At 67.3% G+C, this 24,327-nt stretch carries 28 protein-coding genes and 2 pseudogenes; 16 read left to right on the forward strand and 14 right to left on the reverse strand.

The annotated features are described in order from the left end of the window. Window positions 1-85: 85 nt before the first annotated feature. The gene (locus tag EV648_RS37985; RefSeq protein ID WP_132300587.1) at window positions 86-1,747 is read left to right on the forward strand and encodes a cytochrome bc complex cytochrome b subunit; all 1,662 of its coding nucleotides are present in this window, start codon (window positions 86-88) and stop codon (window positions 1,745-1,747) included. Here the strand turns inward: EV648_RS37985 and EV648_RS37990 are convergent. Together EV648_RS37990 and EV648_RS37995 are read right to left on the reverse strand one after the other, a co-directional pair. After that, the gene (locus EV648_RS37990; RefSeq protein WP_132300589.1) at window positions 1,676-2,302 is read right to left on the reverse strand and encodes an MOSC domain-containing protein; all 627 of its coding nucleotides are present in this window, start codon (window positions 2,300-2,302) and stop codon (window positions 1,676-1,678) included. The genes EV648_RS37985 and EV648_RS37990 overlap by 72 nt on opposite strands. A 158-nt stretch (window positions 2,303-2,460) precedes the next feature. After that, window positions 2,461-3,882: a glycosyl hydrolase family 18 protein gene (locus tag EV648_RS37995; RefSeq protein ID WP_132300591.1), complete on the reverse strand. Its 1,422-nt coding sequence runs from the start codon at window positions 3,880-3,882 to the stop codon at window positions 2,461-2,463. 230 nt (window positions 3,883-4,112) lie between these two features. On the opposite strand from EV648_RS37995, the gene EV648_RS38000 reads away from it, so the two are divergent. Then, window positions 4,113-4,916, forward strand: a complete 804-nt coding sequence (locus tag EV648_RS38000) for a DinB family protein (protein WP_132300593.1) — start codon at window positions 4,113-4,115, stop codon at window positions 4,914-4,916. Window positions 4,917-5,240: 324 nt separating this feature from the next. Next, window positions 5,241-6,056 (forward strand): hypothetical protein, encoded by an 816-nt coding sequence (locus EV648_RS42880; RefSeq protein WP_158294183.1) that lies wholly within the window; start codon window positions 5,241-5,243, stop codon window positions 6,054-6,056. 85 nt (window positions 6,057-6,141) lie between these two features. Here the strand turns inward: EV648_RS42880 and EV648_RS38010 are convergent, their stop codons facing one another. Next, complete coding sequence (locus tag EV648_RS38010) at window positions 6,142-6,825, reverse strand: hypothetical protein (RefSeq protein ID WP_132300595.1); 684 nt, start codon at window positions 6,823-6,825, stop codon at window positions 6,142-6,144. Between the two features lie 172 nt (window positions 6,826-6,997). Between EV648_RS38010 and EV648_RS38015 the strand changes: the two genes are divergently transcribed. Both EV648_RS38015 and EV648_RS38020 read left to right on the forward strand, forming a co-directional pair. Then, window positions 6,998-8,152: a sensor histidine kinase gene (locus EV648_RS38015; protein ID WP_132300597.1), complete on the forward strand. Its 1,155-nt coding sequence runs from the start codon at window positions 6,998-7,000 to the stop codon at window positions 8,150-8,152. Further along, window positions 8,149-8,868 carry a response regulator transcription factor gene (locus EV648_RS38020; protein ID WP_132300599.1) on the forward strand — a complete coding sequence of 240 codons (720 nt, stop codon included), beginning with the start codon at window positions 8,149-8,151 and terminating at the stop codon, window positions 8,866-8,868. The genes EV648_RS38015 and EV648_RS38020 overlap by 4 nt, the downstream gene beginning before the upstream one ends. Window positions 8,869-9,066: 198 nt before the next feature. On the opposite strand, the gene EV648_RS38025 is transcribed toward EV648_RS38020, so the two are convergent. Then, entirely contained in the window at window positions 9,067-9,753 is a 687-nt protein-coding gene (locus EV648_RS38025) for a flavodoxin (RefSeq protein ID WP_132300601.1), read from the reverse strand. Window positions 9,754-9,762: 9 nt separating this feature from the next. Next, complete coding sequence (locus EV648_RS38030; RefSeq protein WP_132300603.1) at window positions 9,763-10,644, reverse strand: aldo/keto reductase; 882 nt, start codon at window positions 10,642-10,644, stop codon at window positions 9,763-9,765. A gap of 134 nt (window positions 10,645-10,778) precedes the next feature. Here EV648_RS38030 and EV648_RS38035 point away from each other — a divergent pair, with 134 nt between their 5' ends. Further along, the gene (locus tag EV648_RS38035; protein ID WP_132300605.1) at window positions 10,779-11,711 is read left to right on the forward strand and encodes a helix-turn-helix transcriptional regulator; all 933 of its coding nucleotides are present in this window, start codon (window positions 10,779-10,781) and stop codon (window positions 11,709-11,711) included. Window positions 11,712-11,753: 42 nt separating this feature from the next. On the opposite strand, the gene EV648_RS38040 is transcribed toward EV648_RS38035, so the two are convergent. From EV648_RS38040 to EV648_RS38055, 5 genes are all read right to left on the reverse strand, one after another. Beyond that, window positions 11,754-12,161, reverse strand: coding sequence for a cupin domain-containing protein (locus EV648_RS38040; protein WP_132300607.1), 408 nt, complete (start codon window positions 12,159-12,161; stop codon window positions 11,754-11,756). Then, complete coding sequence (locus tag EV648_RS43505) at window positions 12,149-12,817, reverse strand: MFS transporter (RefSeq protein ID WP_199235044.1); 669 nt, start codon at window positions 12,815-12,817, stop codon at window positions 12,149-12,151. Before EV648_RS43505 ends, EV648_RS38040 begins: the two co-directional genes overlap by 13 nt. Beyond that, window positions 12,814-13,662 (reverse strand): MFS transporter, encoded by an 849-nt coding sequence (locus EV648_RS43510; RefSeq protein ID WP_199235045.1) that lies wholly within the window; start codon window positions 13,660-13,662, stop codon window positions 12,814-12,816. The genes EV648_RS43505 and EV648_RS43510 overlap by 4 nt, the downstream gene beginning before the upstream one ends. A 452-nt stretch (window positions 13,663-14,114) precedes the next feature. Next, entirely contained in the window at window positions 14,115-14,870 is a 756-nt protein-coding gene (locus EV648_RS38050; protein WP_132300609.1) for a DinB family protein, read from the reverse strand. 116 nt (window positions 14,871-14,986) lie between these two features. Then, on the reverse strand, window positions 14,987-15,184 hold the full coding sequence (locus tag EV648_RS38055) for a hypothetical protein (RefSeq protein ID WP_132300611.1): 198 nt from the start codon (window positions 15,182-15,184) through the stop codon (window positions 14,987-14,989). Between the two features lie 107 nt (window positions 15,185-15,291). On the opposite strand from EV648_RS38055, the gene EV648_RS42885 reads away from it, so the two are divergent. The 3 genes and pseudogenes from EV648_RS42885 (at window position 15,292) to nadC (ending at window position 17,141) form a co-directional block, all read left to right on the forward strand. After that, window positions 15,292-15,516, forward strand: coding sequence for a hypothetical protein (locus tag EV648_RS42885; RefSeq protein ID WP_158294184.1), 225 nt, complete (start codon window positions 15,292-15,294; stop codon window positions 15,514-15,516). Window positions 15,517-15,954: 438 nt separating this feature from the next. Further along, window positions 15,955-16,140, forward strand: a pseudogene (locus EV648_RS38065) (hypothetical protein); the annotation flags it as partial. 113 nt (window positions 16,141-16,253) lie between these two features. After that, window positions 16,254-17,141, forward strand: a complete 888-nt coding sequence (nadC, locus tag EV648_RS38070; RefSeq protein WP_132300613.1) for a carboxylating nicotinate-nucleotide diphosphorylase — start codon at window positions 16,254-16,256, stop codon at window positions 17,139-17,141. A gap of 6 nt (window positions 17,142-17,147) precedes the next feature. On the opposite strand, the gene EV648_RS38075 is transcribed toward nadC, so the two are convergent. Then, a complete protein-coding gene (locus tag EV648_RS38075) occupies window positions 17,148-17,852 on the reverse strand; it encodes an NUDIX domain-containing protein (RefSeq protein WP_132195477.1) in 705 nt (234 codons plus the stop codon). A gap of 70 nt (window positions 17,853-17,922) precedes the next feature. Here EV648_RS38075 and nadA point away from each other — a divergent pair, with 70 nt between their 5' ends. The 7 genes and pseudogenes from nadA to EV648_RS38110 all read left to right on the forward strand — a co-directional run bounded on the left by nadA (window position 17,923) and on the right by EV648_RS38110 (window position 23,091). Next, a complete protein-coding gene (gene nadA, locus EV648_RS38080; RefSeq protein ID WP_132300615.1) occupies window positions 17,923-18,903 on the forward strand; it encodes a quinolinate synthase NadA in 981 nt (326 codons plus the stop codon). Next, window positions 18,900-20,411 carry an L-aspartate oxidase gene (gene nadB / locus EV648_RS38085; RefSeq protein WP_132300617.1) on the forward strand — a complete coding sequence of 504 codons (1,512 nt, stop codon included), beginning with the start codon at window positions 18,900-18,902 and terminating at the stop codon, window positions 20,409-20,411. Before nadA ends, nadB begins: the two co-directional genes overlap by 4 nt. Then, the gene (locus EV648_RS38090) at window positions 20,344-20,604 is read left to right on the forward strand and encodes a hypothetical protein (RefSeq protein ID WP_199235046.1); all 261 of its coding nucleotides are present in this window, start codon (window positions 20,344-20,346) and stop codon (window positions 20,602-20,604) included. The genes nadB and EV648_RS38090 overlap by 68 nt, the downstream gene beginning before the upstream one ends. 33 nt (window positions 20,605-20,637) lie before the next feature. Beyond that, window positions 20,638-20,931 carry a DUF1330 domain-containing protein gene (locus EV648_RS38095; RefSeq protein ID WP_132300619.1) on the forward strand — a complete coding sequence of 98 codons (294 nt, stop codon included), beginning with the start codon at window positions 20,638-20,640 and terminating at the stop codon, window positions 20,929-20,931. A 366-nt stretch (window positions 20,932-21,297) separates the two neighbouring features. Further along, window positions 21,298-21,561, forward strand: a pseudogene (locus EV648_RS45400) (Lrp/AsnC ligand binding domain-containing protein); the annotation flags it as partial. A gap of 165 nt (window positions 21,562-21,726) precedes the next feature. Beyond that, window positions 21,727-22,599 carry an SDR family NAD(P)-dependent oxidoreductase gene (locus EV648_RS38105; RefSeq protein ID WP_241996019.1) on the forward strand — a complete coding sequence of 291 codons (873 nt, stop codon included), beginning with the start codon at window positions 21,727-21,729 and terminating at the stop codon, window positions 22,597-22,599. Window positions 22,600-22,617: 18 nt separating this feature from the next. Next, window positions 22,618-23,091 (forward strand): MerR family transcriptional regulator, encoded by a 474-nt coding sequence (locus tag EV648_RS38110; protein WP_132300623.1) that lies wholly within the window; start codon window positions 22,618-22,620, stop codon window positions 23,089-23,091. Window positions 23,092-23,376: 285 nt separating this feature from the next. On the opposite strand, the gene EV648_RS45405 is transcribed toward EV648_RS38110, so the two are convergent. The 3 genes from EV648_RS45405 to EV648_RS43520 are packed head-to-tail and all read right to left on the reverse strand — an operon-like array spanning window position 23,377 to window position 24,226. Further along, complete coding sequence (locus EV648_RS45405) at window positions 23,377-23,610, reverse strand: toprim domain-containing protein (protein WP_132300625.1); 234 nt, start codon at window positions 23,608-23,610, stop codon at window positions 23,377-23,379. Further along, window positions 23,544-23,840 carry a hypothetical protein gene (locus EV648_RS43515; protein ID WP_199235061.1) on the reverse strand — a complete coding sequence of 99 codons (297 nt, stop codon included), beginning with the start codon at window positions 23,838-23,840 and terminating at the stop codon, window positions 23,544-23,546. Before EV648_RS43515 ends, EV648_RS45405 begins: the two co-directional genes overlap by 67 nt. An 8-nt stretch (window positions 23,841-23,848) precedes the next feature. Continuing rightward, window positions 23,849-24,226 carry a reverse transcriptase/maturase family protein gene (locus EV648_RS43520; protein WP_255512888.1) on the reverse strand — a complete coding sequence of 126 codons (378 nt, stop codon included), beginning with the start codon at window positions 24,224-24,226 and terminating at the stop codon, window positions 23,849-23,851. Between the last annotated feature and the right edge of the window lie 101 nt (window positions 24,227-24,327).

A 24,327-nucleotide genomic window follows, 5' to 3' on the forward strand; every position in this document is an offset into this window, starting at 1 on the left:
GTTTTTCTGCTGCGCTGCATCCGCCGGCGTCGTCGCGGCGGAAGAGGCAGCAAGTGCAACCGACACGAAACGGGGTTCGTCGCGGATGGCAGACCAGCAGACGACCGGCTCCGCCGATCTCCCGGCGGCCGTCCGATGGGCCGATGATCGCCTCGGGATCGCCAAGCTCGGCAAGAAGAACCTGCGCAAGGTGTTCCCGGACCACTGGTCCTTCATGCTCGGCGAGATCGCGCTCTACAGCTTCGTCATCCTGCTGCTGACCGGCGTCTTCCTGACGCTGTGGTTCAGGCCGTCGATGGCCGAGGTCGAATACCAGGGCTCTTACAGCCTGCTCAAAGGGCTGCCGATGTCGGAGGCGTACGAGTCGACGCTGCGGATCTCCTTCGACATCCGCGGTGGTCTGCTGATGCGGCAGATCCACCACTGGGCGGCGGTGCTGTTCGTCGCCGCGATGAGCGTGCACCTGCTCCGGATCTTCTTCACCGGCGCCTTTCGGAAGCCACGTGAGCTGAACTGGCTGATCGGGATCGTGATGCTGTTCCTCGGCATCATCGAGGGCTTCATCGGCTACGGCCTGCCCGACGATCTGCTGTCCGGCACCGGGTTGCGGATCACCGAGGGGCTGGTGCTCGCGGCACCGGTCGTCGGCACCTGGATGAGTTTCTTCATCTTCGGTGGCGAGTTCCCGGGCGATGAGTTCGTCAGCAGGTTCTACACCGTGCACGTGCTGCTGATCCCGGGGCTGCTGCTCGGGCTGATCACTCTCCACCTGATCCTGGTCGTCTACCACAAGCACACCCAGTTCGCGGGGCCTGGCCGGACCGAGAAGAACGTGGTCGGCTTCCCGCTGATGCCGGTCTACCTGGCGAAGGCGGGCGGATTCTTCTTCGTGGTGTTCGGCGTGCTCGCGGTGATGGGCGCACTGCTGCAGATCAACCCGGTCTGGCTGTACGGCCCGTACAACCCGGCCGAGGTGACCGCCGGCTCGCAGCCTGACTGGTACATGGCGTGGCTCGACGGCGCGGTGCGGTTGATGCCCGGCCTCGAGTCGTCGTTCTGGGGTGTGACGATCAGCTGGAACGTGGTGGTCCCGGCGTTGCTGATGCCGCCGCTGTTCATCGGGTTCGTCGCGCTGTATCCGTTCATCGAGCAGTGGATCACCGGTGACAAGCGCGAGCACCATCTGCTCGACCGGCCGCGCAATGTGCCTACCCGGACCGGGATCGGCGCCGGCATCAGCACCTTCTACGGGGTGCTCTGGCTGAACAGCGGCAACGACCTGGTCGCCACGCAGTTCCACCTGTCCATCAACACGATCACGTGGGTCTGCCGGTTCGCGATCTTCTCGGCGCCGCTACTCGCCTTCTGGATCACTCGCCGGATCGCGCTGTCGTTGCAGCGCGCCGACCGGGACCGCCTCGAGCACGGTCTGGAGACCGGCGTCGTCCTCCGGCTGCCGAGTGGGGAGTACGTCGAGAAGCACGCGCCGATCTCGAAGTACGAGGCCTATGCGTTGACCGCCCACGAACAGCAGACGTCTGTCTCGTTGCCCGCGGCCACGGACGGCAACGGAGTACAGGCTCCTCATCGTTGGCGGCAGAAGCTGCGCGCTCGCCTGTCGTCGTTCTACTTCGCCGACAATCCGGCGCGATCACAGAACCGGCCGATGGTGACGTCAGGACGCGGCGGCTCGGTGGACGGTCCGGCGGAGCTTGGCGCGGACAGTGGGGGCGAGAGGGAGGCCTGAGTCGAGGAGTCTCTGGGCGCGGGCAGGTGGCGCGCCGACGGCGAGGTCGGTGATGGTGAGGCCGTGGTCGGGGCGGAAGACGATCTCGATCTCGTCGCCGGCTCTGAGCTCGCCGGGCTCGAGAACCTTGAGCATCGCGCCGACTCTTCCGGTGCTCGCGAACCGGCGATGGAAACGCTCAATCCCCAAGCGGAGCGAGAGATTCTCGCACGGTGTCCGCGGCAAGCGGACCTCCAGCACCACGTCCCGGATCCGCCAACGCTCCCCGATCTGCGCGTCGCCGACCGGAAGCCCCACTGTCCTGAGGTTCTCGCCGAAGAGGCCGGCCGGCGTCTCCCGCCCGAGCTGCTCGGCCCACCAGACGGCATCCTCACTCGCGTAGGCATAGACCGCCCGGTCCCGCCCTCCGTGTCCGCCGGTCAGCTGTTGGTCTCCCGCGAGCCCCAACTCGCCGACCTGCACCAGCCCCTCGACCGGCCGCTTGTCGATTGCCGTCCGCCCCCACCGCCCGTCCCGCACCTGCCTCACCACGTTCACCGCTTCGACGCTGGCCATACGTCCAGTGAGGCACGGCCAGGACGGGTCTCACTTGATCGTTTCGCTCAGATTCCGTGCACCGGTGACACCCGCGCTACGCCGTACGTCGCACAGAGACGGAAAGGACACGCTTCGTCCCGGTGGGGGCGAAGCGCGTCCCTGAAGGTTGGGAGGGGTCAGGCGGGGAGGGTCCAGAGCTGGTTGCCGCTGCCAAAGCAGTCCCAGATTTGCAGGCGGGTGCCGTCTGCTGAGCTGGGGCCGGTGGCGTCCAGGCAGCGACCCGAGGCCGGGTTGCGCAGGGTGCCGTTGGACTGGGCCTGCCACGTCTGGGCGCCGGTGCCGTTGCAGTCGTACAGCTGGACCTTGGTGCCGTTGGCCGTGCCCGCGGCGGTGATGTCCATGCACTTGCCGAGGGCCCGGATGGTGTTGTCGGAGCCGACCGTCCAGGTCTGCGCCGAAGTGGCGTTGCAGGTCCAGAGCTGTACCGCGGTCCCGTTCGCGCTGTTAGCGCCGGCCACATCGACGCACTTGCCCGCGATGCCCTTGATCGGACCGGTCTTGCCACCGGTCGGCGGCGTACCGGTGCCGCCCGCGGCGTCGAAGATCGCGCTGACCAGCGAGGTGCTGCCGGTGGTGTCCTGGGACAGCTCCCAGTTCATGATGCCGCCGGCGTTCGCCACCGCCCACTGCGTCTTGCGCTTGATCGTGGGGATGCCGTTGTAGCACTGCTGGGCGCCATTGGCGTTGACGCAGTCGACGTTTGCGTTGTTCGGGTTCAGCGCGACGATCTGCGAGTAGGTCAGGTAGCCGGGACGGCTGTAGAACGGCACGCCGAGCACTGTCTTGGCCTTCGGCAGGCCGCGGTTCTTCCAGAAGTTGGCCGCGGCGATGGACCAGTCGTAGTTGGCGTGCGGGCTGCCGCCGTCGTACGCCATGATGTTGAGCCAGTCGACGTAGCCGAAGACCGCGGGCTGTACGCCGTCGGCCGTACCGCCCTCGGACACCACCGCGGCGGTGAGCAGTTTGCCGCTGCCGTGTAACGCGTTGCTCAGTTGCTGCATCAGCGCGGTGTAGTTGTTGCCGGACGTCCCCGGGTCGGGGTACTCCCAGTCGATGTCGATGCCGTCGAGGTTGTACTGGTTGACGACGCTCATCACGCTGTTGACGAACGTGGTGCGGCTACTGGAGTTGCCCGCGAGCGCCTCGAAGGCGGAGTCGTTGCCGTCGTTCCAGCCGCCGATGGCCAGCGACACCTTGACCCCGTTGTTGTGCCCCTGGGACACCAGCGAGGACAGCTTCGACGTGTTCTCGATCCCCTGCAGCGTGCCGTTGGAGTTCGGCAGCGCGAACGCGTAGTTGATGTGGGTCAGCTTGGAGAACTGGATGGCGTTGACGTCGCCGGACCAGGACGGCATGTAGCCGACACTGCGGAAGCCGTTGGGCAGCGCCGCGGCGGCGGTCTGGGCAGTGGCCTCGGCGCTCGCCGGCGGCGCGGGAGCCAGCAGAGCCGTGGCTCCGGCCGCGACGGTCGCCAGCGCGAGAGCCGCGACGGCGACGCGACTTCGGACCTTGATCCAAGACGAAGAAGAAGGGTGCATGGGGCGGGTGTCCTTTACCTTCCGGGGGCGGGAACTGCGAAGGTGAAGATAAGAAAAGAGTTGACTGAATGCAGCGCATTCAACTCGGATCTCTCAGCGTCGTCAAGAGGTCACGGAGGATGAATGCCGCCGGCAGCCCGCCGAGGCAGCTACGGACCGCGCGGCGGTCCCGACCAGAGACGGGGTGAATCGGAAGCGGATCGTCCGGGATCGGCTCTACGGTGCTGTCCATGACCGAGTTCAGTGAGCAGGACCTGACCGGAGCACGCTTCGAGCGGGTGAACCTCCGCGACGCCACCCTCAGCGAGGTGTCGCTCAAGGGCGCCGGCCTGCGCGACGTCGACTTCAGCGAGGCGCAGATCCGCGCCGCCTGGTTCTACCGGACCCGTCTGCGGGGTGTCGAACTGCGCGAGGTCCAGATCAGCGGTGAGCTCCAGAACGTCGTCGTGAACGGCGTGGACATCGCGCCACTCGTCGAGGCCGAACTGAATCGCCGTACCCCCGACCGGGCGAAGATGCGCCCGGACCATCCCGAGGGATTCCGTCAGGCGTGGACGATCCTGGAGCGGCGGTGGGAGGGGACTGTCGCGCGGGCGAGAACCTTCCCGGAAGCCGACCTCCACCGCAGCGTCGACGACGAGTGGTCCTTCATCCAGACCCTGCGGCACCTCAACTTCGCCAGCGCCGCCTGGGTCGGCCGGATGATCCTCGGCAACCCCTACCCCTGGCACCCGCTGGACCTCCCCTGGGACGAGGCGCCCAAGTGGGACGACATCCCGTGCGACCGCGAAGCACGACCCACACTCGACGAGGTGCTGGTGATCCGCCGCGAACGCCAGACGATGGTTCGCGACGTCCTTACCTCACTGACCGACGAGCAACTCGCCTCGAACGTCACCCAGACCGAACCCGGCTGGCCCCAGCTCGAGAACTGCCCCCTCAAGGAATGCCTCCGCACAGTCCTCAACGAGGAATGGGAACACCGCCTCTACGCCGAACGCGACCTGACCGCCATACAACAAGGGACCACCTGACCACCGCCTACTCCGCACTCACTGGCTGTTGCTGCTCATAGCCCTTGCTGTGCTGGGATTGCGCCAAATCAGAGCCAGCGACTACTGGCACCGATGGGCATCAGTTCGCGCCGGACAAGCTGAAGCACTTATCCGCCACAGCGATTGAAGGTTACGTGTCAGCGACACGCGGACAGTTCTCCGCATCGTCCCGATAACTGCCGCCTCAGGTTCGGGGTCGGTGTGCGTCAAGGGTCGAGCTTGACGCCCACAGCAGTGATCTGGTCGGCGGATCACCGGATGCGGGTGAGCCTGCGATGGATCATCGCAGTCTAATTTGGCGGCATGGAGAGGGTGTTCGAGAGAACCTGCCAATTCCGAGGTCTCGACTTCGATGTCGCGGCCTCGGCTGGCTGGTACTCGGCGACGGCAGGGCTGCTGGCCGGGTTTGCGTTCGTGGCCGTCTTGCTTCCTTTGGATCATCCGGAGCGGGATGACCACGATCCGGCGACCGCTGAGGCCGCAGCTGTGTTCGTTTCCGCGTTCTTCTCACTGATCATCCTCTCCATCTCTTACGCCGTGCTCGCCGGCCGCATCGGAGTGGGCGAAATACAAGGCGTGGCTGCGCACGAGCAGATGCTGGCCGGCTCTACCTTCGGTTTGGCGGTCCTGCTTCTGATCTTCGGGCTCCACATGGTGTTCGGCCACGATGGCGCCAGCCGGCACGTGTTCCGGTCAGCTGATCGGGTGGTCATGAACGCCACCGCATTCCTCGGTCCGATCGTGGTGCTGACCCAGTTGTTCAGCAACTCCCTGGATTTGCTCCGGTATCGCGCCCTAAGTGGCGGTGAGAAGCCGTCGAGGTGTATGGCCGGAGTTCCCCTCGGCGTGTGGCTGAACCTTGGCATCACTATCACGGCGATCGTCATCATCAGCTTTTTCGCCGTGTTCCGCGACCGGATACCGCGACGGGAAGGCTCGGCACGATTCATCGCCGGGATCGTCCTGGTCGCGACCGTGGTCGTGGTGATCTGGTCCGCCGTTGTCCTGCCGCTGCTTCCCGCACGTAGCGTGACGTCCGCAGCATTCGAGACGGGCGCGCTGGCCGTGGCCTCCGCACTTGTGGTGGCCTTCGCCGGCTCCGCCTGGGCCAGTCGTTGAGCGGACCCAAGCACGACAGTTCACGGAGACTGCTCCGGCGTTGGCACCGCGACCAGCCCCCAGCCTCACGGCGCCCGGCCTCGCTTCACCCGCGTGTGGGCATCCTCGTGGACGCGGACATCGGATGCGGTTGGCGCTTCTCGATAGCGACGACCTGGTGGGCGGCCAGCGCCCAGCCCCACATGAGCGGCAGCAGCGCGTTGCCCATTGACGTCACGTCCGTGATCGCGAAGAAGAACGGCAGGAACACGATCAGCAGCCAGGCCGACGTTCGCGGCCGAAATCCGCTGCGGACCAGCATGATTCCCAGTACGGCGCCGCCGAGCGCGATGAGCGCGAAGGCCACCAGTCCGGCCCCGAAGAACTGGTCGGTCCAAGGCGTGTAGTAGTCGCCGGCCACCGAAAGCGTCAGGATGGCGTAGGCCGCGAGTTGGACCCGCCAGGCCCACTTCTCGGCGCCTTTTGGCTGGCGGCGCCGGTAGACCAGGTAGGCCGCGGCGGCGAACGCGAGGCAGACCGGCAGCCAGATCTTGCCGTAGGTCCAGTAGACGAAGTACGGGTCTGACCAGTCGAGCAGTGGCCGCATCGCGTCCATCGCGGGCACGGCCCAGGCACGGGTGAGCGGATACGCGAGGTCGTCGGGGTGGCTGTTGATCCGGGCCAGCGCGTGCAACTCGCCGGCGACCGTGCCGAAGGCCGCCATCGTCCAGGCGGCGAGGCTGATCCGGCGCGCCATGGCCGGAGTGATGTTGGTTGCTGTGCGGTGCATGTTCGTCCTCCCTCTTGTTGGCCGGTTCCCCCGACCTCACTTGCGAACGTAGGGACCAGGGACACTCGCAGTCGTCGTGCGCGCGCAGGAGTTCCGGTGGACCGGAGCAGGATCCTCGAGTCCTCCGCAAGTAGGACGTAAGGGCAGCGCCTCGGGGCGTACCGTCTCAATCGTGAGCCGCCGAAATTGGGCCTTCGACATCGCTGTGGCGATGGTGGTCTGTGTGCTCGGGCAGCTTGAGGCGTGGTGGGGCATCGGGGCCACGCACCGGCAGGGGCCGCTCTGGGCCCAGTCCCTCCTGTATGCAGTGACGGCGCTCCTTCTCGTGGGGCGCCGGGTGCACCCTCTTGCCGTCCTCGTGGCAATAGTGGCGGTGTACATCGCGGAGTTCGCCGTGTACGGCTCGCCCGAGGGCTACGGCGTTGCGCTCGCCCCGCTGATCGCGATCTACAGTGTCGGGCGATACGTCGAGCCGGCGCGGGCTGCGCTCGGGCTCGTGCTGGGCGTCGTCCTGTGGGCCGGCTGGGCAGGCTTCGACCCCATGAACCACGACCTCTCCGACCGCCTCGACGCAATCGTCTGGCTCGCGCCGTGGGTCATCGGCTGGCTGGTCGGGGCGCTTGTGCGGACGACAATGCTCTACCGCGAGCAGCGGCGGGTGACTCGCGAGCACTTCACGTCCCGGGCCGTGGTCGAGGAACGCAACCGGATCGCGCGCGAACTGCACGATGTCATCGGCCACAGCGTCACCGTCATGACCGTTCAGGCCTCGGCGGTGCGGCGCCGGCTGACCGACCAGCAGGTGGCCGAGCGCGAGGCGCTGGAAACCGTTGAGGCCGTTGGACGAGAAGCACTCGCGGAGATGCGACGGATGGTGGGTGTGCTACGTCAGCAGAGCGACGCCTCGGCAGCCGAGGAGCGCGAGCCGCCACCCGGACTGGACCAGCTCGACCGGCTGGTCGGCAAGTTCCGCGCCGCCGGTCTGCCGGTCGAGCTCACGGTGACCGGAAGGGCTCGCAGCCTCGCACCGGGTCTGGACCTCACGGCGTACCGGCTCGTTCAGGAGGGCCTCACCAACACGTTCCGCCATGCACGGAGCCCGCGCCGAGCGGAGGTGGTGATCGACTACGGCTCGGACCGGCTCCAGCTGGCGGTACGGGACGACGGCCAGACCCCAAGGCCAGGTCAGGCCCAGCTGATCAATCCCCGCAACGGCCTCCTCGGCATGCGCGAGCGGGTCGCGGTCTACGGCGGCTCCCTCGCGACGCGGACGCGGCCGGAGGGTGGCTTCGAGTTGGTGGCCTCGTTGCCGTTGGAGCCGACATGAGCCAGCCAGCGCCTCCCGCAGCAGGATCCAAGCCCGCCAGCCCCATCGGCGTACTCATCGTCGACGACCAGGCGCTGGTGCGGGCCGGATTCCGAATGATCCTCGAGATCGAGCCGGACATCACCGTTGCAGGCGAGGCCGCGAATGGCGTTCAGGCGCTGGAACTGGCCGCGCAGCTGCGACCCGACATCGTGCTGATGGACGTACGAATGCCCGGCATGGACGGCATCGAGGCCACGCGCCGGCTACGGGCCGACCGCGCCGCTCACTCGCGGGTCGTCATGCTGACCACGTTCGACATGGACGAATACGTCTTCGAGGCCCTGCGGGCCGGCGCGAGCGGATTCCTGCTGAAAGACGTGCAGCCCGAACTGCTGGTCACGGGAATACGTGCCGTGCACTCGGGTGAATCCCTGCTCGCACCGACCGTGACCCGCCGGCTGATCGAGTCATTCCTCCAGACACCGAGATTGGTCGACACGGCGGCCGGCGCTCGGCTCGACGCGCTCACCGCACGTGAGCATGAGACGCTGCGACTCCTAGCGCGCGGGCTGACGAACTCCGAGATCGCAACCAAGCTCTACGTCTCGGAGACGACGGTCAAGACACACGTCGGACGCGTACTGATGAAGCTCGGCCTGCGCGACCGAGTACAAGCCGTCATCTACGCTTACGAGACGGGACTCATCAGCCGCAGCAGCCGACCCAACCCGTGACAGACGGCTGTCGCGATGCGCCCTGTTCGGCACCCTCCTGTCCCTCCACGAGCACCAACAGGTCCGTAGAACAGGTCAGGATCGGTCAGGCCGATCGCTTGCGCGAGCATGACGGCGCCTGCCTGGCGGACAGGCCGTCAGCGTCCGCTCATCGCAGGGGTGACGGGGCCGTCAGTACTGCGCAGCGCGGCCGTCCGCTCAGGTCGAGAGCAGGCCGATCTTCCGCAGCCACGCCTCGACGTCTCCTCGTGCGTCCTGGACTTCCTCGCCGCGCACGGCGAGGCCTTCGCCGATCGTGGATCGGGGGCATAGCCGGGTGTAGTCCTCGATAGTGCTGCCCAAGCCGCTGACGGCGTAGGTGACGAAAGGAAAGATCGTCTTGCCGCTCAGGGCGACGGTCTCGACGAAGGTGCGCATGATCATCGGCGGCCGGACGTTCCAGATTCCGCTGCCGAGCAGCACGGTGTCGTAGGTGTCGGCAGTCGGCAAGGTGCCTGCGATCGCCGGCCGCGCGTCGTTGTTCTGTTCGCGCACGTTGCGTTCGACCGTTGCCCGGTAGCTGTCTGGGTATGGGTCCGCGGCTTCGATTCGGTAGACGTCGACCTTGGCGGAGGAGGAGATCAGGTCCGCCACTACCTGGGTGTTTCCGACCTTCAGGGTCGTCGTCTCGCCGTAGTAGTAGTTTTCTCCCGCGCGAGAGAAGTAGGCCAGTAGAACTTTCGAGCCGGGTGTGGGTGTCGGGTCCGGGGTATCGCTTGGCTTCGAGGTGGCGACATCAGGGGAACCCGGCCGCGCGGCGGGTGCGCTGCAGCCGGCGATCTGGCTGCCGAGCACTGCACCCGCTCCAAGGGCGAACGTGGTCTTCAGAACAGTGCGGCGGTTCATCGACTTGTCTCAGGCTTCGGGGATGTCACGGCCGAACGCTTCGAGGGTGATGCTGTCTGGTTCTGGTCCGCCGCGCACGCCTGTGTCCAGCGCGTCGATCGCGGCGAGCTGCGACCTGGTGAGCTCGAAGTCGAAGACGTCGAAGTTTTCCGCGATGCGGGTCGGCTTGGTCGATTTCGGGATCGCGGAGCGGCCGTTTTGCAGGTGCCAGCGGAGCATCACCTGAGCCGTGGACTTGCCGTGCCGCTGGGCGATGTCGAGCAGGGTCGGGTCGTCGAACGTGGTCTTCTCGGCGTCGCGGTAGGAGGTGATGCCGCCGATCGGTGACCACGCCTGGGTGAGGATGCCGTGCTCGGCGTGCACCTTCTGCAGCGCGGTCTGCTGGAAGTACGGGTGGAGCTCGATCTGGTTCACGGCGGGCACGACAGACACCTCCGTCAGCAGCCGGTCCAGGTGCTCCGGCATGAAGTTGCTGACACCGATCGCGCGCACCTTGCCGTCGGCAAGCAGTTTCTCCAGCGCCCGATAGGCACCGAGCGTGCGATCGAACGCCGACGGGAGCGGCTGGTGCAGGATCAGCAGATCGAGCTGGTCGACACCGAGCTTGCCGGCACCCTTGTCGAATCCGTGCAGGGTGGCGTCGTAGCCGTAGTCGCTGATCCAGACCTTCGTCTCGATGAACACCTTGTCGCGGGTGATTCCCGAGCGGCGAATGCCTTCACCGACCTCACGCTCGTTGAGGTATGCCGCGGCCGTGTCCACGTGGCGGTACCCAAGGCGCAGGGCCTCCTCGACCGCGGCGGTCGTGGCTTCAGGCGGGGTCTGGAAAACGCCGAGCCCGATGGCCGGCATCTCCACACCGTTGTTCAGAGTGATCGTGTTCTCAGGCATACCTCGACGGTAGCCACGGCGCCGACAGGAGTGAGAATCCCTGACGGTATCCCCCAGACACCGGCACCGCAGGCGGCTGGGGGGCACTCGCAGACGCTCCCACGGAGGCCGTCCCGCGCGCTACCGTCGATCGTATGGACCTCCGCGGCGACGTGCAGCAGTTCCTCACCGGGATGCGAGCACGCCTGACTCCCGAGGAGGCCGGCGTGCCGATGTTCGGGGGCGAGCGACGGGTGCCCGGGCTGCGCCGCGAGGAGGTTGCCCAGCTCTCCGGCGTGAGTACGGCGTACTACACCCGGATGGAGCGCGGAAACCTCCGCGGAGTCTCCGAGAGCGTGTTGCGATCGCTGGCCCGCACACTGCAGATGAACGAGCCCGAGACCCAGCATCTGTTCGACCTCGCGCGAGCAGCCTCCGAAGGTGCGCGGACGCCGCGCGTCGAGCCCCAGCGGCGGCTACCCCAGCGGGCGGCACAACTCATTGAAGCCATGCCCGACGTGCCGGCCATCGCGCTCGGGCGCCTCGCCGACCCGGTCGGCTCCAACGCGCTCGGACGAGCGCTGTTTCCGCACCTGTTCCCCGCCAACGCCGAACCGCTCAACCACACGCGCTACCTGTTCCTTGACAACCGCTCCCGCGAGTTCTATGTCGACTGGGAACGCGATGCCCGCCACGTCGTTTCCGCGCTGCGGCTCTTCGCCGGCCAGGATCCCTCCGACCGCGCCCTCATGGCCCTCGTCGGCGAACTCGCCACCCATAGCCCCGAGTTCCGCACCTGGTGGGCAGGGCACACCGTGAGAGTCCACGCCGCCGGAACGAAGGCGATCCGCCACCCCGTCGTCGGCGAACTCACAGTCGCCTACGAGACCCTGACTCTGGGCTCGGCCCCCGACGTTCGGATCGTCACCTACCTGGCCGACCCAGACACCCCATCGGCTGACGCCCTCGACCTGCTGCGCAGTTGGTCCGCTACCACAATCGCATCCGCTGAACCCGAGCACTCCGCACCGAGCTCGCCCGCACGAGGACAGACCGCACCAGGCGCCGCCCCACCCCGCGATCCCTAGCCAGCGAAATCGAAGGATGGAGGGCAGTGGCGCGCCGCCGATTCAGGGCTGGGCCCGGTGGTAGTCGGCGTCGGTCACGTGTTCACCCCAGGTCGTCTCCGGTACGTCGGGGTCGCCGGTGCCGTCCCAGATGGCCAGGTGGGTCATGAAGCACTCCGCGGTCGCGCCGTGCCAGTGCCACTCCCCGGGCGGGGTGTGCACGGTGTCGCCGGGTCGCATCACGATCACCTGCCCTTCGCGGGTCCCGACCAGGCCGACGCCCTCAGTGACGTGCAGGGTCTGGCCCATCGTGTGCGTGTGCCAGGCGGTGTGGGCGCCAGGGGCGAAGTGGACCGCGTTCACCCGGGCGCGCGAGGGCTCCTCGCCGCGGTAGATCTGGTCGAACCAAACCTCGCCGGCGAAGTTCTCGGCCGGCCCCTTGCCGGTGGCGGATTTCGTCAGTTTCTGCATGAGATCTCTTTCTCGAGGTGTGACAGGTCAGGTGCATGGCCGTCCGTGGCGGCAGTGGCCGACACCGTCACCCCGACCGAGGAGGCAGCTGCTGGGGACGGTCGGTGCCGCGCGGAAGGCACGACGAGGGACAGCACGGCGATCAGGCACAGGACGAGCAGGAGACTGCCGGTGAGCAGTGCGGTGTCCACCCGCGCCGTGAGCACGGCTGCGGCCGACGGCAAGCCTGCGCCGGAGTGCGCGGAAGCCGCGACAAGGACGCCGAGCCCGAGTGCCATTCCCAGTTGGTGGAAGGTGTTCACCAGGCCGGAGGCTGCTCCGGCGTCTTCGGCCGGGACGTCGACGATACCTGCCGACGTCATCGGCGCGAACGCCAGCCCCTGGCCGGCGCCGATCAACACCATCGGCAGCGCGACCGCCTCCCAGTAGGAGCTGGCCACCTGAACGCGACTCAGCCACACCATGCCGAGCAGCGTCAGGAGTACCCCGGTCGCGAGCGGCAGCGCCTGGCTGAAGCGGGCGGCCAGCCGCGGGATGGTCAAGGCGACGGCGAAATTGACCACCGTCATCGGGAAGAACGCGATCCCGGCCTGAAACGCGCTGAAGCCGAGCACACCCTGCATGAACTGGGTGGAGAAGTAGAAGAACCCGATCATCGCGCCGAGGTACAGAGGCGTGCCACGTAGGCGCCGCCCCTCCGCCGGCTGTCGAACAATCGCAGCGGCATGATCGGCTGCGGCGCCCGGCGCTCACCCGCGATCAGCACCACCACCATCACCGCGCCGGCGACCAGAATCGTGATGGTCAGCGGCGAGGTCCACCCTGCCTCGGCCGAGTGGATGATCGCGAAGACGACCGCGCCGACCCCCAGCGTCGCGCTGATCGCCCCGGTCAGGTCGAACCGACCGGGGCTGCGGCTGGTCTCCGGCAGGAACCGCGGAGCCAGCATGATCATCGCGGCTCCGATCGGCAGGTTGATGAAGAACCCGGCGCGCCATGAGACCCAGTCCGCCAACGCTCCGCCGATCACCATCCCGAGGCTGGCCCCGATTCCGGCGGTGGCGCCGTACAGGGCAACCGCCTTGGCGCGCTCTCGCCCTTCGGGAAAACTTGCTGTCAGCAACGACAACGCCGAAGGTGCCACGATCGCCGCGCCGATGCCCTGCAAGGCCCTCGCGGCGATCAGCCACCAACCCGTCTGCGCCGCGCCGACCAGCACCGACGCGACCGCGAAGACGGCCAGCCCGAACACGAACACCTGGCGCCGTCCGAGCAGGTCGCCGGCGCGAGCGCCCAGCAGCAGCAACCCGCCGAACACCAGCGTGTAGGCGTCCTGCACCCACGACAGGCCGGTCGTCGAGTACTCCATCGCGGTGTGGATGGTCGGCAATGCGGTGAAGATGATCGAGTTGTCCAGCAGGATCATGAAGTAGCTGACCAAAATGATCGCCAAGATCACCGAGCTGGCCGGTCGGGTAGCGGTCTGGGGTGCGGTGTTCACGGATGCCAGTCAACGGCCTCACGCGCCTCCGCGGGAGTCACTGTCGTTCCAGGTAACGTCAGTACCTCCCTCGGCCAACTGCCGCTGGTTTCAGCCTCTGTCGGCAGGGACGCGGTCAGCTGAGGCCCTTGAGGAGTTGGCGGGCCATGACGATGCGCTGGACCTGGTTGGTGCCTTCGTAGATCTGGGTGAGTGCTCCGCGGTCCGGTGTGCGCCAAGACGCCCTTGAGTAACCGCCGACGACCGATCGTTCCGCGTCCACCTTCCGTAACAGCCAAGGCCCCGGCTGGCCGGGGCCCGAGTTCACCTGGCAGGAGCGGGAGTTGAGGAGCCGGAGTAGCAGCCCGCAATGCGGCTGGAAGTCATTCCGATCGGGACAGCGTTCCTGGTTGGCGGGCGGGAGCCGGTGGCCTGCGCGATGCTGCCAAGCGGGAGCGCCGTCCTCACCCGGTTCAGGCACCGGCCTCTAGGTCGGCGAGATCTCGCACCGCATAACGGTGATGCTCGGCCTCTTCCTTGAGCACCACCTTGAGGCAGCGGCGCACGACGTATTCCTGGTCGGGATAGGAGTCCGCCGGCTTGCGACCGCAGACCCGATCGAGCTCGGTTTCGGTGAGCCCGTCGACGACACGTCGCATCGTGGCCATCCGGGCGAGCCGCGGCGCCAGCACCTCGTCGAGCGTCGGGGTGGCTTCGAGGGTGAGGCCGAGCTTCGCCGACGCCTCGGGCGGCATCCCGCCGGTGGGGAAGCCCAACGGGTGATACGGCGCTTCCTCCTCGAGCACGGCATTGCCGAGCCAGGCATCGCCGCCGTGCAGCAGGTGCCGTTGGGTCTCGACGTACGACCACTCGCCGTTGACCTGCTCGTGCAACTTTGCCTCGGGCAACAGCCGGGCGCGGTCGAGCGTCGCCTGCCACATCCTCTCGATGGCATCCCAAACAGCCCGGTAGTCGTCGGGGGACACGGCGTCACGCGCGAGTGCCCGCGTGGGGTGCTGCCGGTCGAGCTCGGCCTCGACGTAGGCGGTCACGTCGACGTCGTTGACGACAACACGCTCGAAGTCGCCGCCGAGGGAGACGTCGCTCCCGTAGCAATCGACGATCTTCAGACCGCTGACCTCGCAATCGCGGATCTCGAGCCCGGCGAGCTCACTCGACCGGATGCGGGCACCACGGAACTGGTCACTCTCGGCGTACTCAGCAGACATCGAAGCAGTCTTTCGCACCTGCCCCACCCGCGCCAAGTGGCAACAAAGTGTCAGCGCTCTGCATCAGATGCAACCCCTGTGGGTTGGCTGGCGGTCGCGGGTGTGATGAGCCGGGCCTAGACCGGAGAGGCTGGCGTTGTGGCGTGCCGGTTGGCGACGTACTGGCTGTAGGTGGTTGCTGATGCGCTGGCGTGTTGTTCGATCGTCTTGGTGGCGTAGCCGAGTGCCTCCGCGATGATCGCAATCGGAGTCAGCTTGGTGAGCTCGTGCAGGGTGCCGAGCCGGGCGGCTTGGGGGCCGACGACGAACTGCAACTGCTCACACAGGCTCGAGGCCGGATGTGGCGGCCGGGAGTCAGGCCAGGGAACATCCAGTTCGTGGTCGGGTGGGCTGCAGTGCTACTGCTTCTGGTGGTGGCCAGTTGCCGGAACGGCTGATCGAGTGGTTCCGGCAACCCGATGCTGGTTTGGCCGATTCGGACCGTGATGATCTCGTCGGTGATCTCTGCGTCATCCCAGGTCAGTTTGCTGATCTTCTCGACCCGTTGGGCGAACACGAGCACGAGGATTGCTGCGGTTCGGTTCCGGGCGGTGAGCTCTGTGGTGTACACGACTCGCTGGATCGCCTTGTCCTGCGCCTCAGCTGAAAGCCGGGGAGCAGGCCCCACCCGACGGATGGGCACGGTGGTGTTCCACTCGAAACAGATCTGTGACGGCACGTCGCCGAAGGTGCGCTCGCAGAACTCGCCCCAGCCATAGCCCTGGTGAGTCAGATAAGCGCAGAACATCGCCACACTGTTGCTGTAGGCCCTCAAAGTCGTCAGACTGATCGGCTGGTCCCTCGAGCGCAGATCAGCCAGGAAGTCTCCGCGCTGACCTGCACAAACACCGAATCCTTGGCGCGCCGGGAGTAGCCGCATCTACTGCTACTCCCGTCGTTCGGCCTGTGATAACGGCTGTCACAACAGGGGTGCCGTACTCAGATGCCCCGGGCGGCGGCGTCCTCAGCAGACAAGCGTCCGAGTTGTCGGCGCAGCCGCTTGATCTGGTAGACCGCCTTCATGGCGCACTGATCGAGTGAGACCGAAGACACGACCGTGGCCGACCTGGCCGTTGCCGCCGGCTGCGACCAGATCAAAGCTGGATCCGCGTCACGGTCGGACCGTCAGGCGAAATGGCACCGTCTCATCTTGATAGCGGAGGAGCTGGGCTCCGCGGCCGGTTATGCCGGCCCCTTCGACGGCCTGATTGCACCGACGATGGTACCGTGATACGCGGTTATCGCCTGATGATCGAAAACACCTCGAAGACGCATGGTTGCTGATGGCAAAGATGCGGAGGTGCTACACCTGAACACCACGAGCGAGGGCAGGTAGACGAACTCATGCAACTGGCTACCGACACGATCCGAGCCGCCGTCCACACCGCACTGTCGGAGGACCACGCAGCAGACGATGTGACCACTCGATGGAGCGTCCCTGAGCAAATGGACGTCGAGGCAGTGATGATCGCGAAGCAGCCGGGACGAGTAGCGGGCCTACCACTGACAGAAAGCGTGTACGACGCGATCGACCCTTCCGTCGCGGTGCGACCGGCCGTTGCCGACGGCGACCCGGTTCGCGCCGGGCAGCCGCTCGCGTGGATCAGTGGACCGGCGCGCTCGATCATCACCGGCGAGCGGGCGGCGTTGAACTTCGTCCAGCGGATGTCGGGCATCGCCACGCTGACCTCCGCGTTCGTGGCCGCCATCGGGCAGCACGAGGTGAAGCTTCTCGACACCCGCAAGACAGCGCCCGGCCTCCGGGCTCTGGACAAGTACGCGGTGACCTGCGGCGGCGGAACCAACCACAGACTCGACCTCGCCGCAATGGTGCTTCTGAAGGAGAACCACCTGGCTGCCGCAGGTGGCGTCCGCTCAGCCGTCCGAAGGGTCCGCGACGGCATGGCTGCGACCCGCCGGCACCTGGCCGTCGAGGTCGAAGTCACCACCCTGGCCGAGGCCTACGAGGCATTGGACTGCCAGGTCGAGTGGATCATGCTCGACAACATGTCCACCGACGTCATCAGGTCAGTGGTCGAGCAGCGTGACGCATCCGGATCCGGATGCCGGCTCGAGGCCTCCGGCACCATCAGTCTCGAGACTGTCGCCGACATCGCCGCCAGCGGAGTCGACGCCTTGTCCGTCGGCGCGCTGACGCACTCGGCACCGGCGCTCGACACCAGCCTGCTGATCAGTCCGTTCGAGCCTCAGGAGCAGACTGTGCGGCCGTGAGCCGGATCATCGAGGTGGGCGCAGTACGGCGAACGGGTCGGTCACCGTCAACTCGCGGGCCACGAACTTGTAGACCGCGGCAGGGCGCCCGCCGGACTGTCCGGGCCGGGCGGTCCGCTCGGTCGGGCCGATGACCTGTCGCCGGGTCAGAACTCGGGTCAGATTGGTCGCGCCGAGCTCATAGCCCAAGGCGGCACTGAACAGGTCGCGTAGCTCGGCGATGGTGAACTCAGCCGGAGCCAGAGCGAACCCGATGTTCGTGTACGAGAGCTTCGCCCGTAGCCGCCCCACGGCCGCGTCGATGAAGTAGTGGTGGTCGAACGCCGTACGCGGCAACTCGTCCACCCGGTGCCAGGCCGTGTCGGCCGGCAAATTCGGTTGTACGTCGGACGGAACGAGCCCGAGGTACGCGGTCGCGAGGACCCGTGCCCGCGGATCTCGATCGATCGCACTGTGGGTGGCCAACTGCTCCAGATGGGCGACATCACGCACATCGACCTTCGCCGCGAGATGACCGGTGATCGCCTCCCTGAGCCGTTCCGTGGGCTGCACGCCACCCCCGGGCAGCGCCCAGCGATACCTGAACGGGCTCTGCCCGCGCCGCCACAGCAGGACGCACAGATTGCCGTCACGGACGGAAAGCACCACGGCCAGCACCTCGTGCGGATAGCTGGGGATGTTGACCGGATCACTTTTCTTGGCGACGGGCATGTCGCCGATGGTACCGTCACCCTAGTTATCGCCTAACGGGCGAAAACCACCCAAGGGAAGGGAACAGGCAATGTCCGTTGCCCAGAGCACTGCGACGACCTGGTCGGGAGAGGTGCGACGCCTGGCCCGCGAGCGGGACGCGGTCGTCCTTGCCCACAACTATCAGGACCCCGCGATCCAGGATGTGGCCGATCACGTCGGCGACTCGCTCGAACTGTCGCGGCTCGCCGCCAGCACCGACGCATCGACCATCGTCTTCTGCGGCGTGCACTTCATGGCCGAGACCGCGAAGCTCCTCAGCCCGAACAAGACCGTGCTGATCCCCACGGCCCAGGCCGGGTGTTCGCTGGCCGACACGATCGACGCCGATCAGCTGCGGAGCTGGAAGGCCGAGCATCCCGGGGCTGCGGTGGTTGCCTATGTCAACACGAGCGCCGCGGTCAAGGCGGAAGCCGACGTGTGCTGCACGTCGTCGAATGCTGTGGACGTGGTGGAGTCGATCCCGGCGGACCAGCCGATCCTGTTCCTGCCCGACCAGTTCCTCGGCAACCACGTGCGACGGCAGACGGGGCGCGACAACATCCACGTGTGGATGGGTGAATGCCACGTCCACGCCGGGATCAGTGCGGCCGATCTGCGGGCTCAGGTGGCGGCCGATCCGACGGCGGAGGTTCTGGTGCATCCGGAGTGCGGCTGCGCTTCCTCGGCGATCTGGCTCGCCGGCGTCGGTGATCTGCCCGCGGACCGGACCCGGATTCTCTCCACCTCCGGGATGCTCGGCGCCGCTCGCGACATGACGGCGAAGACGGCGCTGATCGCGACGGAGATCGGCATGCTCCATCAGTTGCGCAAGGTCAACCAGCGTACGACTTTCCGGCCGGTGAACCCGAAGGCCTCGTGCCGCTTCATGAAGATGATCACGCCCGAACTGCTGCTGCGGTGCCTCCGCGAGGGCCGCGACGAGGTGGAGGTGCCATTCGAGGTGGCCGAGCGTGCCCGGCAGTCGGTTGAGCGGATGGTTGCCATCGGCAGACCCGGTGGTGCTCGGTGAGACGATCCGCCGACATCGTCGTCATCGGCAGCGGTGCGGCCGGCCTGTCGGCCGCGCTGGGCCTCGCGGCGACCCGGAACATACTCCTTGTCAGTGCCGGTTCCGGGAGTACACCGTGGGCACAGGGCGGGATCGCCGCCGCGTACGGCGACGACGACCCGTTCGACCACGCCCACGACACCGAGATCGCCGGCGCAGGATTCTGCGACCCGCGCAATGTCCGCGCACTCGTCGAGGAAGGTCCACAGCGCCTGGCCGAACTGATCGCCCTGGGCGCTCGTTTCGACCGCGACAGCGACGGTTCACTGTCGAGAACCCTCGAAGGTGGCCACGACCGCCACCGGGTTGTCCATGCCGGCGGCGATGCCAGCGGCGCCGAAGTTCATCGCGCGCTCCACCAGGCAGTGCAGCTCGCCGGCGTCCGGACGGTGACAGGACGGGCCGTCGGCCTGATCAAGTCGGGCTCCGGACACATCGCCGGCGTACTCGTCGAGGAGGACGCGGACGTCAGCCAGATCGACGCTCGCGCCGTCGTGCTGGCCACCGGCGGGATCGGCAACGCCTACCTGGCCAGCACGAATCCGTCGACCGTCCGCGGCGACGGCATCGCCTTGGCGCTGCAGGCCGGGGCGTCGCTGGTCGACATGGAGTTCGTACAGTTCCATCCGACCGCACTCTTCACCGGCGACAGCACAGGTCAGCTCCCCTTGGTCACCGAGGCCGTCCGCGGTGAAGGCGCCGTACTCCGTGACTTGCGCGGCCGCAGGATCATGACCGACGTGCACCCGCGTGCCGACCTCGCTCCGCGGGACATCGTTGCCCGGGCCATCGAGTCGACGATGCGGCGCGACGGGTGCGAGCACGTGTGGCTGGACGCCCGGTCGATCCCGGAGGACACCATCCGCCGGCGGTTCCCGACCGTCCTGGCGTCCTGCCGGCGAATCGGCGTCGACATGCTGAGCGAGCCGATCCCGGTAGCCCCGGCCGAACACTTCCTGTGCGGCGGAATCCGGACGAACCGCGACGGCGCAACCGATGTGCCGGGTCTCTACGCCGTCGGCGAGGCCGCGGGCGGTGGCGTCCACGGAGCCAACAGACTGGCATCCAACAGCCTGCTCGAAGGCCTGGTCTTCGGGCGGCGCGTCGCCACGGCTCTGACCCTCGACCTGCCCGCGGAGTCGTACGGGCAGCCCAGTTGGCTGACCTTGGGCGAGGACCGCGAACCGGACAGGATCCGGGCGATCCTGACTGAACACGCCGGTATCCGCCGCGACGGCGCCGGATTGCAGACCGCCCTCGACGAGCTCGAGTCGGCGGGAGACGGCCCCCTGGCGACGGTGGCGCGAACGGTCGTCGCAGCAGCGATCACCCGGGAGGACAGCCGCGGGTGTCACTGGCGCTCCGACCACCCCCGTACCGACGAACGGTGGAACCGGCATCTTGTCATCCGTCTCGACGAGGAGGGTCGCCCAGCTGTGCGTCAGCTTCTTCACTCAGCCGCAACCTGAGCTCCGCGTCGGGTACTCCCTGGGCAGCGCCATCGGCGGCCTGATCCTCGCCGCGGGCACCGGCCCCGGCCACCTCTTCCCCGACGACAGCGCCTACACCACCGCGGCGCTGGTCGGCATCGGCGCCATGGCGATCACGACGCTGACAAGCCTCGCTCTCGCCCGCCGACGCTCGTCCGAGACCAACCCGTAAGTCAGATGCACTCATCCCAACACTGGAGGTTCCATGCCCAAGGGCTACTGGGTCAGCGTCTACCGCACCATTTCAGACCCTGAGAAGCTGGCTGCTTACAACAAGCTGGCCGGTCCGGCCGTGAAGGCCGGGGGCGGGCGGGTCCTCGCCCGTGGCGGTCGGGTCGTGGCGCATGACGCCGGAATCGCCGAGCGCACCGTCCTGATCGAGTTCGACAACTTCGAGCAGGCCGTCGCGGCGCGCGAGAGTGCGGCCTACCAGGAGGCGCTGGTCGCCCTCTCCGACGGCGTCGAGCGCGACTTCCGCATCGTCGAAGGCATCGACTGACCGAGATCCAGTCGGATCTTCACTGAAGATCCACCATCTTGGTTTTCGCTGGTGCGGCTCCTGGTGTGGCGGGGTTCGTGGGTGCTCGTGCTGGTCGTGGGCGGCTGTCCAGCCCCCGAGCGAGCATCTGCGTACGCCAGCCGTCGACCATCGCCTCGAAAACCCGATCGTCAGCGCGGAACAGCGTGACGCCAGGGTCGCGCAACAACCGAGGGACGAAGCCCGGAACACCATCCACCGACCACTCCTGAACGTGGAAGCCTGCATTAAACGCAGGAAACCTACGCCCACCTGGCCACTTGCCCGGAGCAACGACACGCACACCATCCCGCGGCGCGCCACCGATGTGGGCCCTGACCTGCAACGATGCCGAAATCGCGACCAGACGGGAGTCTCTGCATTAGATGCAACTCCCGTGCTTCTCCCGGTGATAACTGCCCATATCGCAGGGAACCGCGCGTCGACCGCCCGAAGCCGGAGGACATCGCGAGTGCCCTGGGTTCTCACGCCGAGGTCGCGTTCGCCTCGACGACCACCGGAACCACCGGCGTCCTGGCGATCCTCGAACTCGCCGACACCACCGATCTGCACCGGTACCTCACCGACCGCATCAGCGCCCTCCCCGGCGTGCACCGCGTCCAGTACAGAGATCGTCGCGCGCTGGATCAAGCGAGCCGGCCCGCTGCTCATCCCGCGTCCCTGACGCACACGGCACGCTCGTCCAGCGGCGGCGCGGCCTGGCGGATCCCTGTTCCGCTTGCATTCGAGCGCACTCGAATCCATAGCGTCAGGGTCATGAACACCACAGGCGAGACAAGGACATGGATCATCACCGGCGCGAGTTCGGGCCTCGGTCTGGCGCTGGCCGAGGCGGCGCTGCGGGCCGGGGAGCGGGTGGTCGGGACGGCGCGGCAAGTCGGCCGGTTCGATGCCTTAAGAGCCCGGTACGGGGAACGGCTGCTGGCGGTCGGTCACGACGTCCGGGACACCTCTGCGGCTGCCGAAGTCGTGCAGCGCACGGTGGACGTGTTCGGGCGGGTCGACGTGCTGGTCAACAACGCCGGCGCCGGGCAGGTTGGGGCTGCCGAGGAGGTGACCGACGGCGAGTTGCGGGACATGCTCGAACAGCACTTGTTCGGGCCGGCGGCCTACGTGCGGGCGGTTCTGCCGCACATGCGGGAGAGCGGCTCGGGTGCGATCGTGCAGATGAGCAGCCAGGGCGGGCGGATGTCGTTCCCTGCGGTCGGCAGTTACTCGGCCGGCAAGTTCGCGCTGGAAGGCTGGTCCGAGGCCCTCGCGGGCGAGGTCGCGCCGTTCGGCATCCGGGTGCTGATCGTGGAACCCAGCCGTTTCCGGACCGAGTTCAACGCGACCGGCGTGCTCCGCGCCGCGGAACAGGACACGGCCTACGACGGGGTGATCGGTGCGGTGCGTGCGAACATGGCCGAGGCCGACGGCATTCAGGAAGGCGACCCGGACAGCGCGGCCACCGCGATCCGCGATGTGCTCGAGGCCGCGGACGCGCCACTGCGGTTGCCGCTCGGGGCCGAAGCGGTCCGCAACCTGGCCCGCGTCTATCAGCGTGCGCTGGACGACGTCCGGAGGTGGGCCGTCGTCAGTGAGTCGGCGGACTTCCCGGGCATGCCCCCCGCCATGCGTGCGTTCTGAGCCTCCTACCCTGTAGTCATGGCAACCGACGCGCTGGTCGAACGCATCCTCGCCATTGGCGACGACCCGTCCACGCCCGTGGTCGATGTGCTGCACGGGTTGGTGGACGACTCCACCATCGAGGCCTCGGCGGCGCCGAAGAGTATCGCCGAGGCCGCCGACCTCGTCGGCCTGTCCGCGCACACTCTCCGCTACTACGAGCAGCAGGGCCTGGTGCGGCCCGCCCGCAACTCCTCCGGGTACCGCGAGTACTCCGCGTCCGATTTGCGCCGCCTTGTCTTCCTGATGCGGATGCGGGTGTCCGGCATGACCATGCAGGACCTCAAGCTGTACATCGCGCTCGTCGAGCAAGGCGCGAGCACCATCCCCGAACGGAGGCGGATCATGCTCGATCAGCGCGACCGCATCAGGCGGAAACTTCGCGAACTCGCCCTCGCGCTGGAGACCACCGACTACAAGATCAGCGCCTACGACGGCCACCCAGAAGGCTGACGACCACCACCCCGGACGGGCTCGAGCAAGGGCGGCGCCGGCGCGACAAGGCCTTGAATGGCGGTGACGATACGCGAGGCAGCGTCGTAGCCATACCACCGCGCTGTTCCGGGGCTCGGCTCGGAGAGAGCACGACACGGCGGCGACGTTCGACGTCGGGGTGTTGAGAATCGATGGTCTCGACACCGCTGCCAGGCAGCTCCGGAGACTCGCGACGAAAGGCCCAAGTGCGTCGAGAATCGTGTCGCGGAGACGGAAACGTCCGGAACTGCCCGCCTCCCCTTCTCAGCTCCGAGGAACTCGCTGGCCTGCGGCCATGGCCCGGCCGGGTCTTTGGTCGCGGTGAGCGTGAGCAGTCGTCGACAACGGTCCTAGCCATCGGATCGCAGCCGACCTTCCGGCTGTGTCTCCATCGGTCGCCACGATCACGATGTCGGACGACGCGTTGTGGCTCAGCAAGTTGCTCTGCTCAACCGATAGTCGGGTGCCGGCAACGGCGACACCCGCCCCATCCTGCACCGGGTAAGACGGCTCAACCGATCAACCGCCAAAGCATCGCTCGGCCCCTGGACCAGCACGGGAATGCCGCCTCTTGCGAGGAGCTTCTTCTGCTCCCCCAGGCCAACGAGTGTCCTCGACTTCTCGTCGATCGGTGTGATCGCAGTGTTCAAGTACACGAAGGAATCGACGAGCTTGGCGGCACCCCCCTGGCCCCGTTCCACCAGGCCGTCGACGGTGGGCTGGTCCATGCTGAGGTTCAACCCGCCCTCGGCCTTGTTGTGGTAGACGGGCTGATCACCCCGCCCTGGGGAGTTCCCTCCTCGATCGGGGCGAACCGACCTCGATCCACGACCCCAGCCTTCGGCCACAGCCGGACCAGTCCCCGGGCGGGGAAGGTGCCGAGAGCGGCCATCAGCCGGGCGTGGTCGATGCGGTCGAACGCCGCCGTCAGGTCCGCGTCGAGCACCCACACACGCTGCGGGTTCTTCCCGTTCAGCTTGGTGTAGGTGGCTCCGATCGCGTCGTGACAGCCGCGGCCGGGCCGGAAGCGGTACGACTTCGGCTCGAACCGCGCTTCCCACTCGGATTCCAGTGCGCCCAGTGCCACAGCCTGAAGGCACCGGTCGACAATCACGGGAATGCCGCGCGCTTCTTCGTCGTCCCCGGTTTGGGATAAACACCCGCTTGACGGGCTTGGGAGTCCGGGGTCGGGCTTGGTGCTGGACCCAGTGGGCC

This window comes from Kribbella sp. VKM Ac-2568, from assembly GCF_004345365.1.
GTDB classification, from domain to species: domain Bacteria; phylum Actinomycetota; class Actinomycetes; order Propionibacteriales; family Kribbellaceae; genus Kribbella; species Kribbella orskensis.

Bases quoted from the DNA above. Each gene is read 5' to 3' on its own strand.
- EV648_RS43515 (WP_199235061.1), bottom strand. From the start codon at position 23,840: ATGGACCAGCCCACCGTCGACGGCCTGGTGGAACGGGGCCAGGGGGGT.
- EV648_RS37995 (WP_132300591.1), bottom strand. From the start codon at position 3,882: ATGCACCCTTCTTCTTCGTCTTGGATCAAGGTCCGAAGTCGCGTCGCC.
- EV648_RS38030 (WP_132300603.1), bottom strand. From the start codon at position 10,644: ATGCCTGAGAACACGATCACTCTGAACAACGGTGTGGAGATGCCGGCC.
- EV648_RS38050 (WP_132300609.1), bottom strand. From the start codon at position 14,870: ATGTCTGCTGAGTACGCCGAGAGTGACCAGTTCCGTGGTGCCCGCATC.
- EV648_RS43505 (WP_199235044.1), bottom strand. From the start codon at position 12,817: ATGATCGGGTTCTTCTACTTCTCCACCCAGTTCATGCAGGGTGTGCTC.
- EV648_RS42880 (WP_158294183.1), top strand. From the start codon at position 5,241: ATGGAGAGGGTGTTCGAGAGAACCTGCCAATTCCGAGGTCTCGACTTC.
- EV648_RS38040 (WP_132300607.1), bottom strand. From the start codon at position 12,161: ATGCAGAAACTGACGAAATCCGCCACCGGCAAGGGGCCGGCCGAGAAC.
- EV648_RS38105 (WP_241996019.1), top strand. From the start codon at position 21,727: ATGAACACCACAGGCGAGACAAGGACATGGATCATCACCGGCGCGAGT.
- EV648_RS38020 (WP_132300599.1), top strand. From the start codon at position 8,149: ATGAGCCAGCCAGCGCCTCCCGCAGCAGGATCCAAGCCCGCCAGCCCC.
- EV648_RS38010 (WP_132300595.1), bottom strand. From the start codon at position 6,825: ATGCACCGCACAGCAACCAACATCACTCCGGCCATGGCGCGCCGGATC.
- nadA (WP_132300615.1), top strand. From the start codon at position 17,923: ATGTCCGTTGCCCAGAGCACTGCGACGACCTGGTCGGGAGAGGTGCGA.
- EV648_RS37990 (WP_132300589.1), bottom strand. From the start codon at position 2,302: ATGGCCAGCGTCGAAGCGGTGAACGTGGTGAGGCAGGTGCGGGACGGG.
- EV648_RS38035 (WP_132300605.1), top strand. From the start codon at position 10,779: ATGGACCTCCGCGGCGACGTGCAGCAGTTCCTCACCGGGATGCGAGCA.
- EV648_RS38000 (WP_132300593.1), top strand. From the start codon at position 4,113: ATGACCGAGTTCAGTGAGCAGGACCTGACCGGAGCACGCTTCGAGCGG.
- nadC (WP_132300613.1), top strand. From the start codon at position 16,254: ATGCAACTGGCTACCGACACGATCCGAGCCGCCGTCCACACCGCACTG.
- EV648_RS38075 (WP_132195477.1), bottom strand. From the start codon at position 17,852: ATGCCCGTCGCCAAGAAAAGTGATCCGGTCAACATCCCCAGCTATCCG.
- EV648_RS38025 (WP_132300601.1), bottom strand. From the start codon at position 9,753: ATGAACCGCCGCACTGTTCTGAAGACCACGTTCGCCCTTGGAGCGGGT.
- EV648_RS37985 (WP_132300587.1), top strand. From the start codon at position 86: ATGGCAGACCAGCAGACGACCGGCTCCGCCGATCTCCCGGCGGCCGTC.
- EV648_RS38095 (WP_132300619.1), top strand. From the start codon at position 20,638: ATGCCCAAGGGCTACTGGGTCAGCGTCTACCGCACCATTTCAGACCCT.
- EV648_RS38110 (WP_132300623.1), top strand. From the start codon at position 22,618: ATGGCAACCGACGCGCTGGTCGAACGCATCCTCGCCATTGGCGACGAC.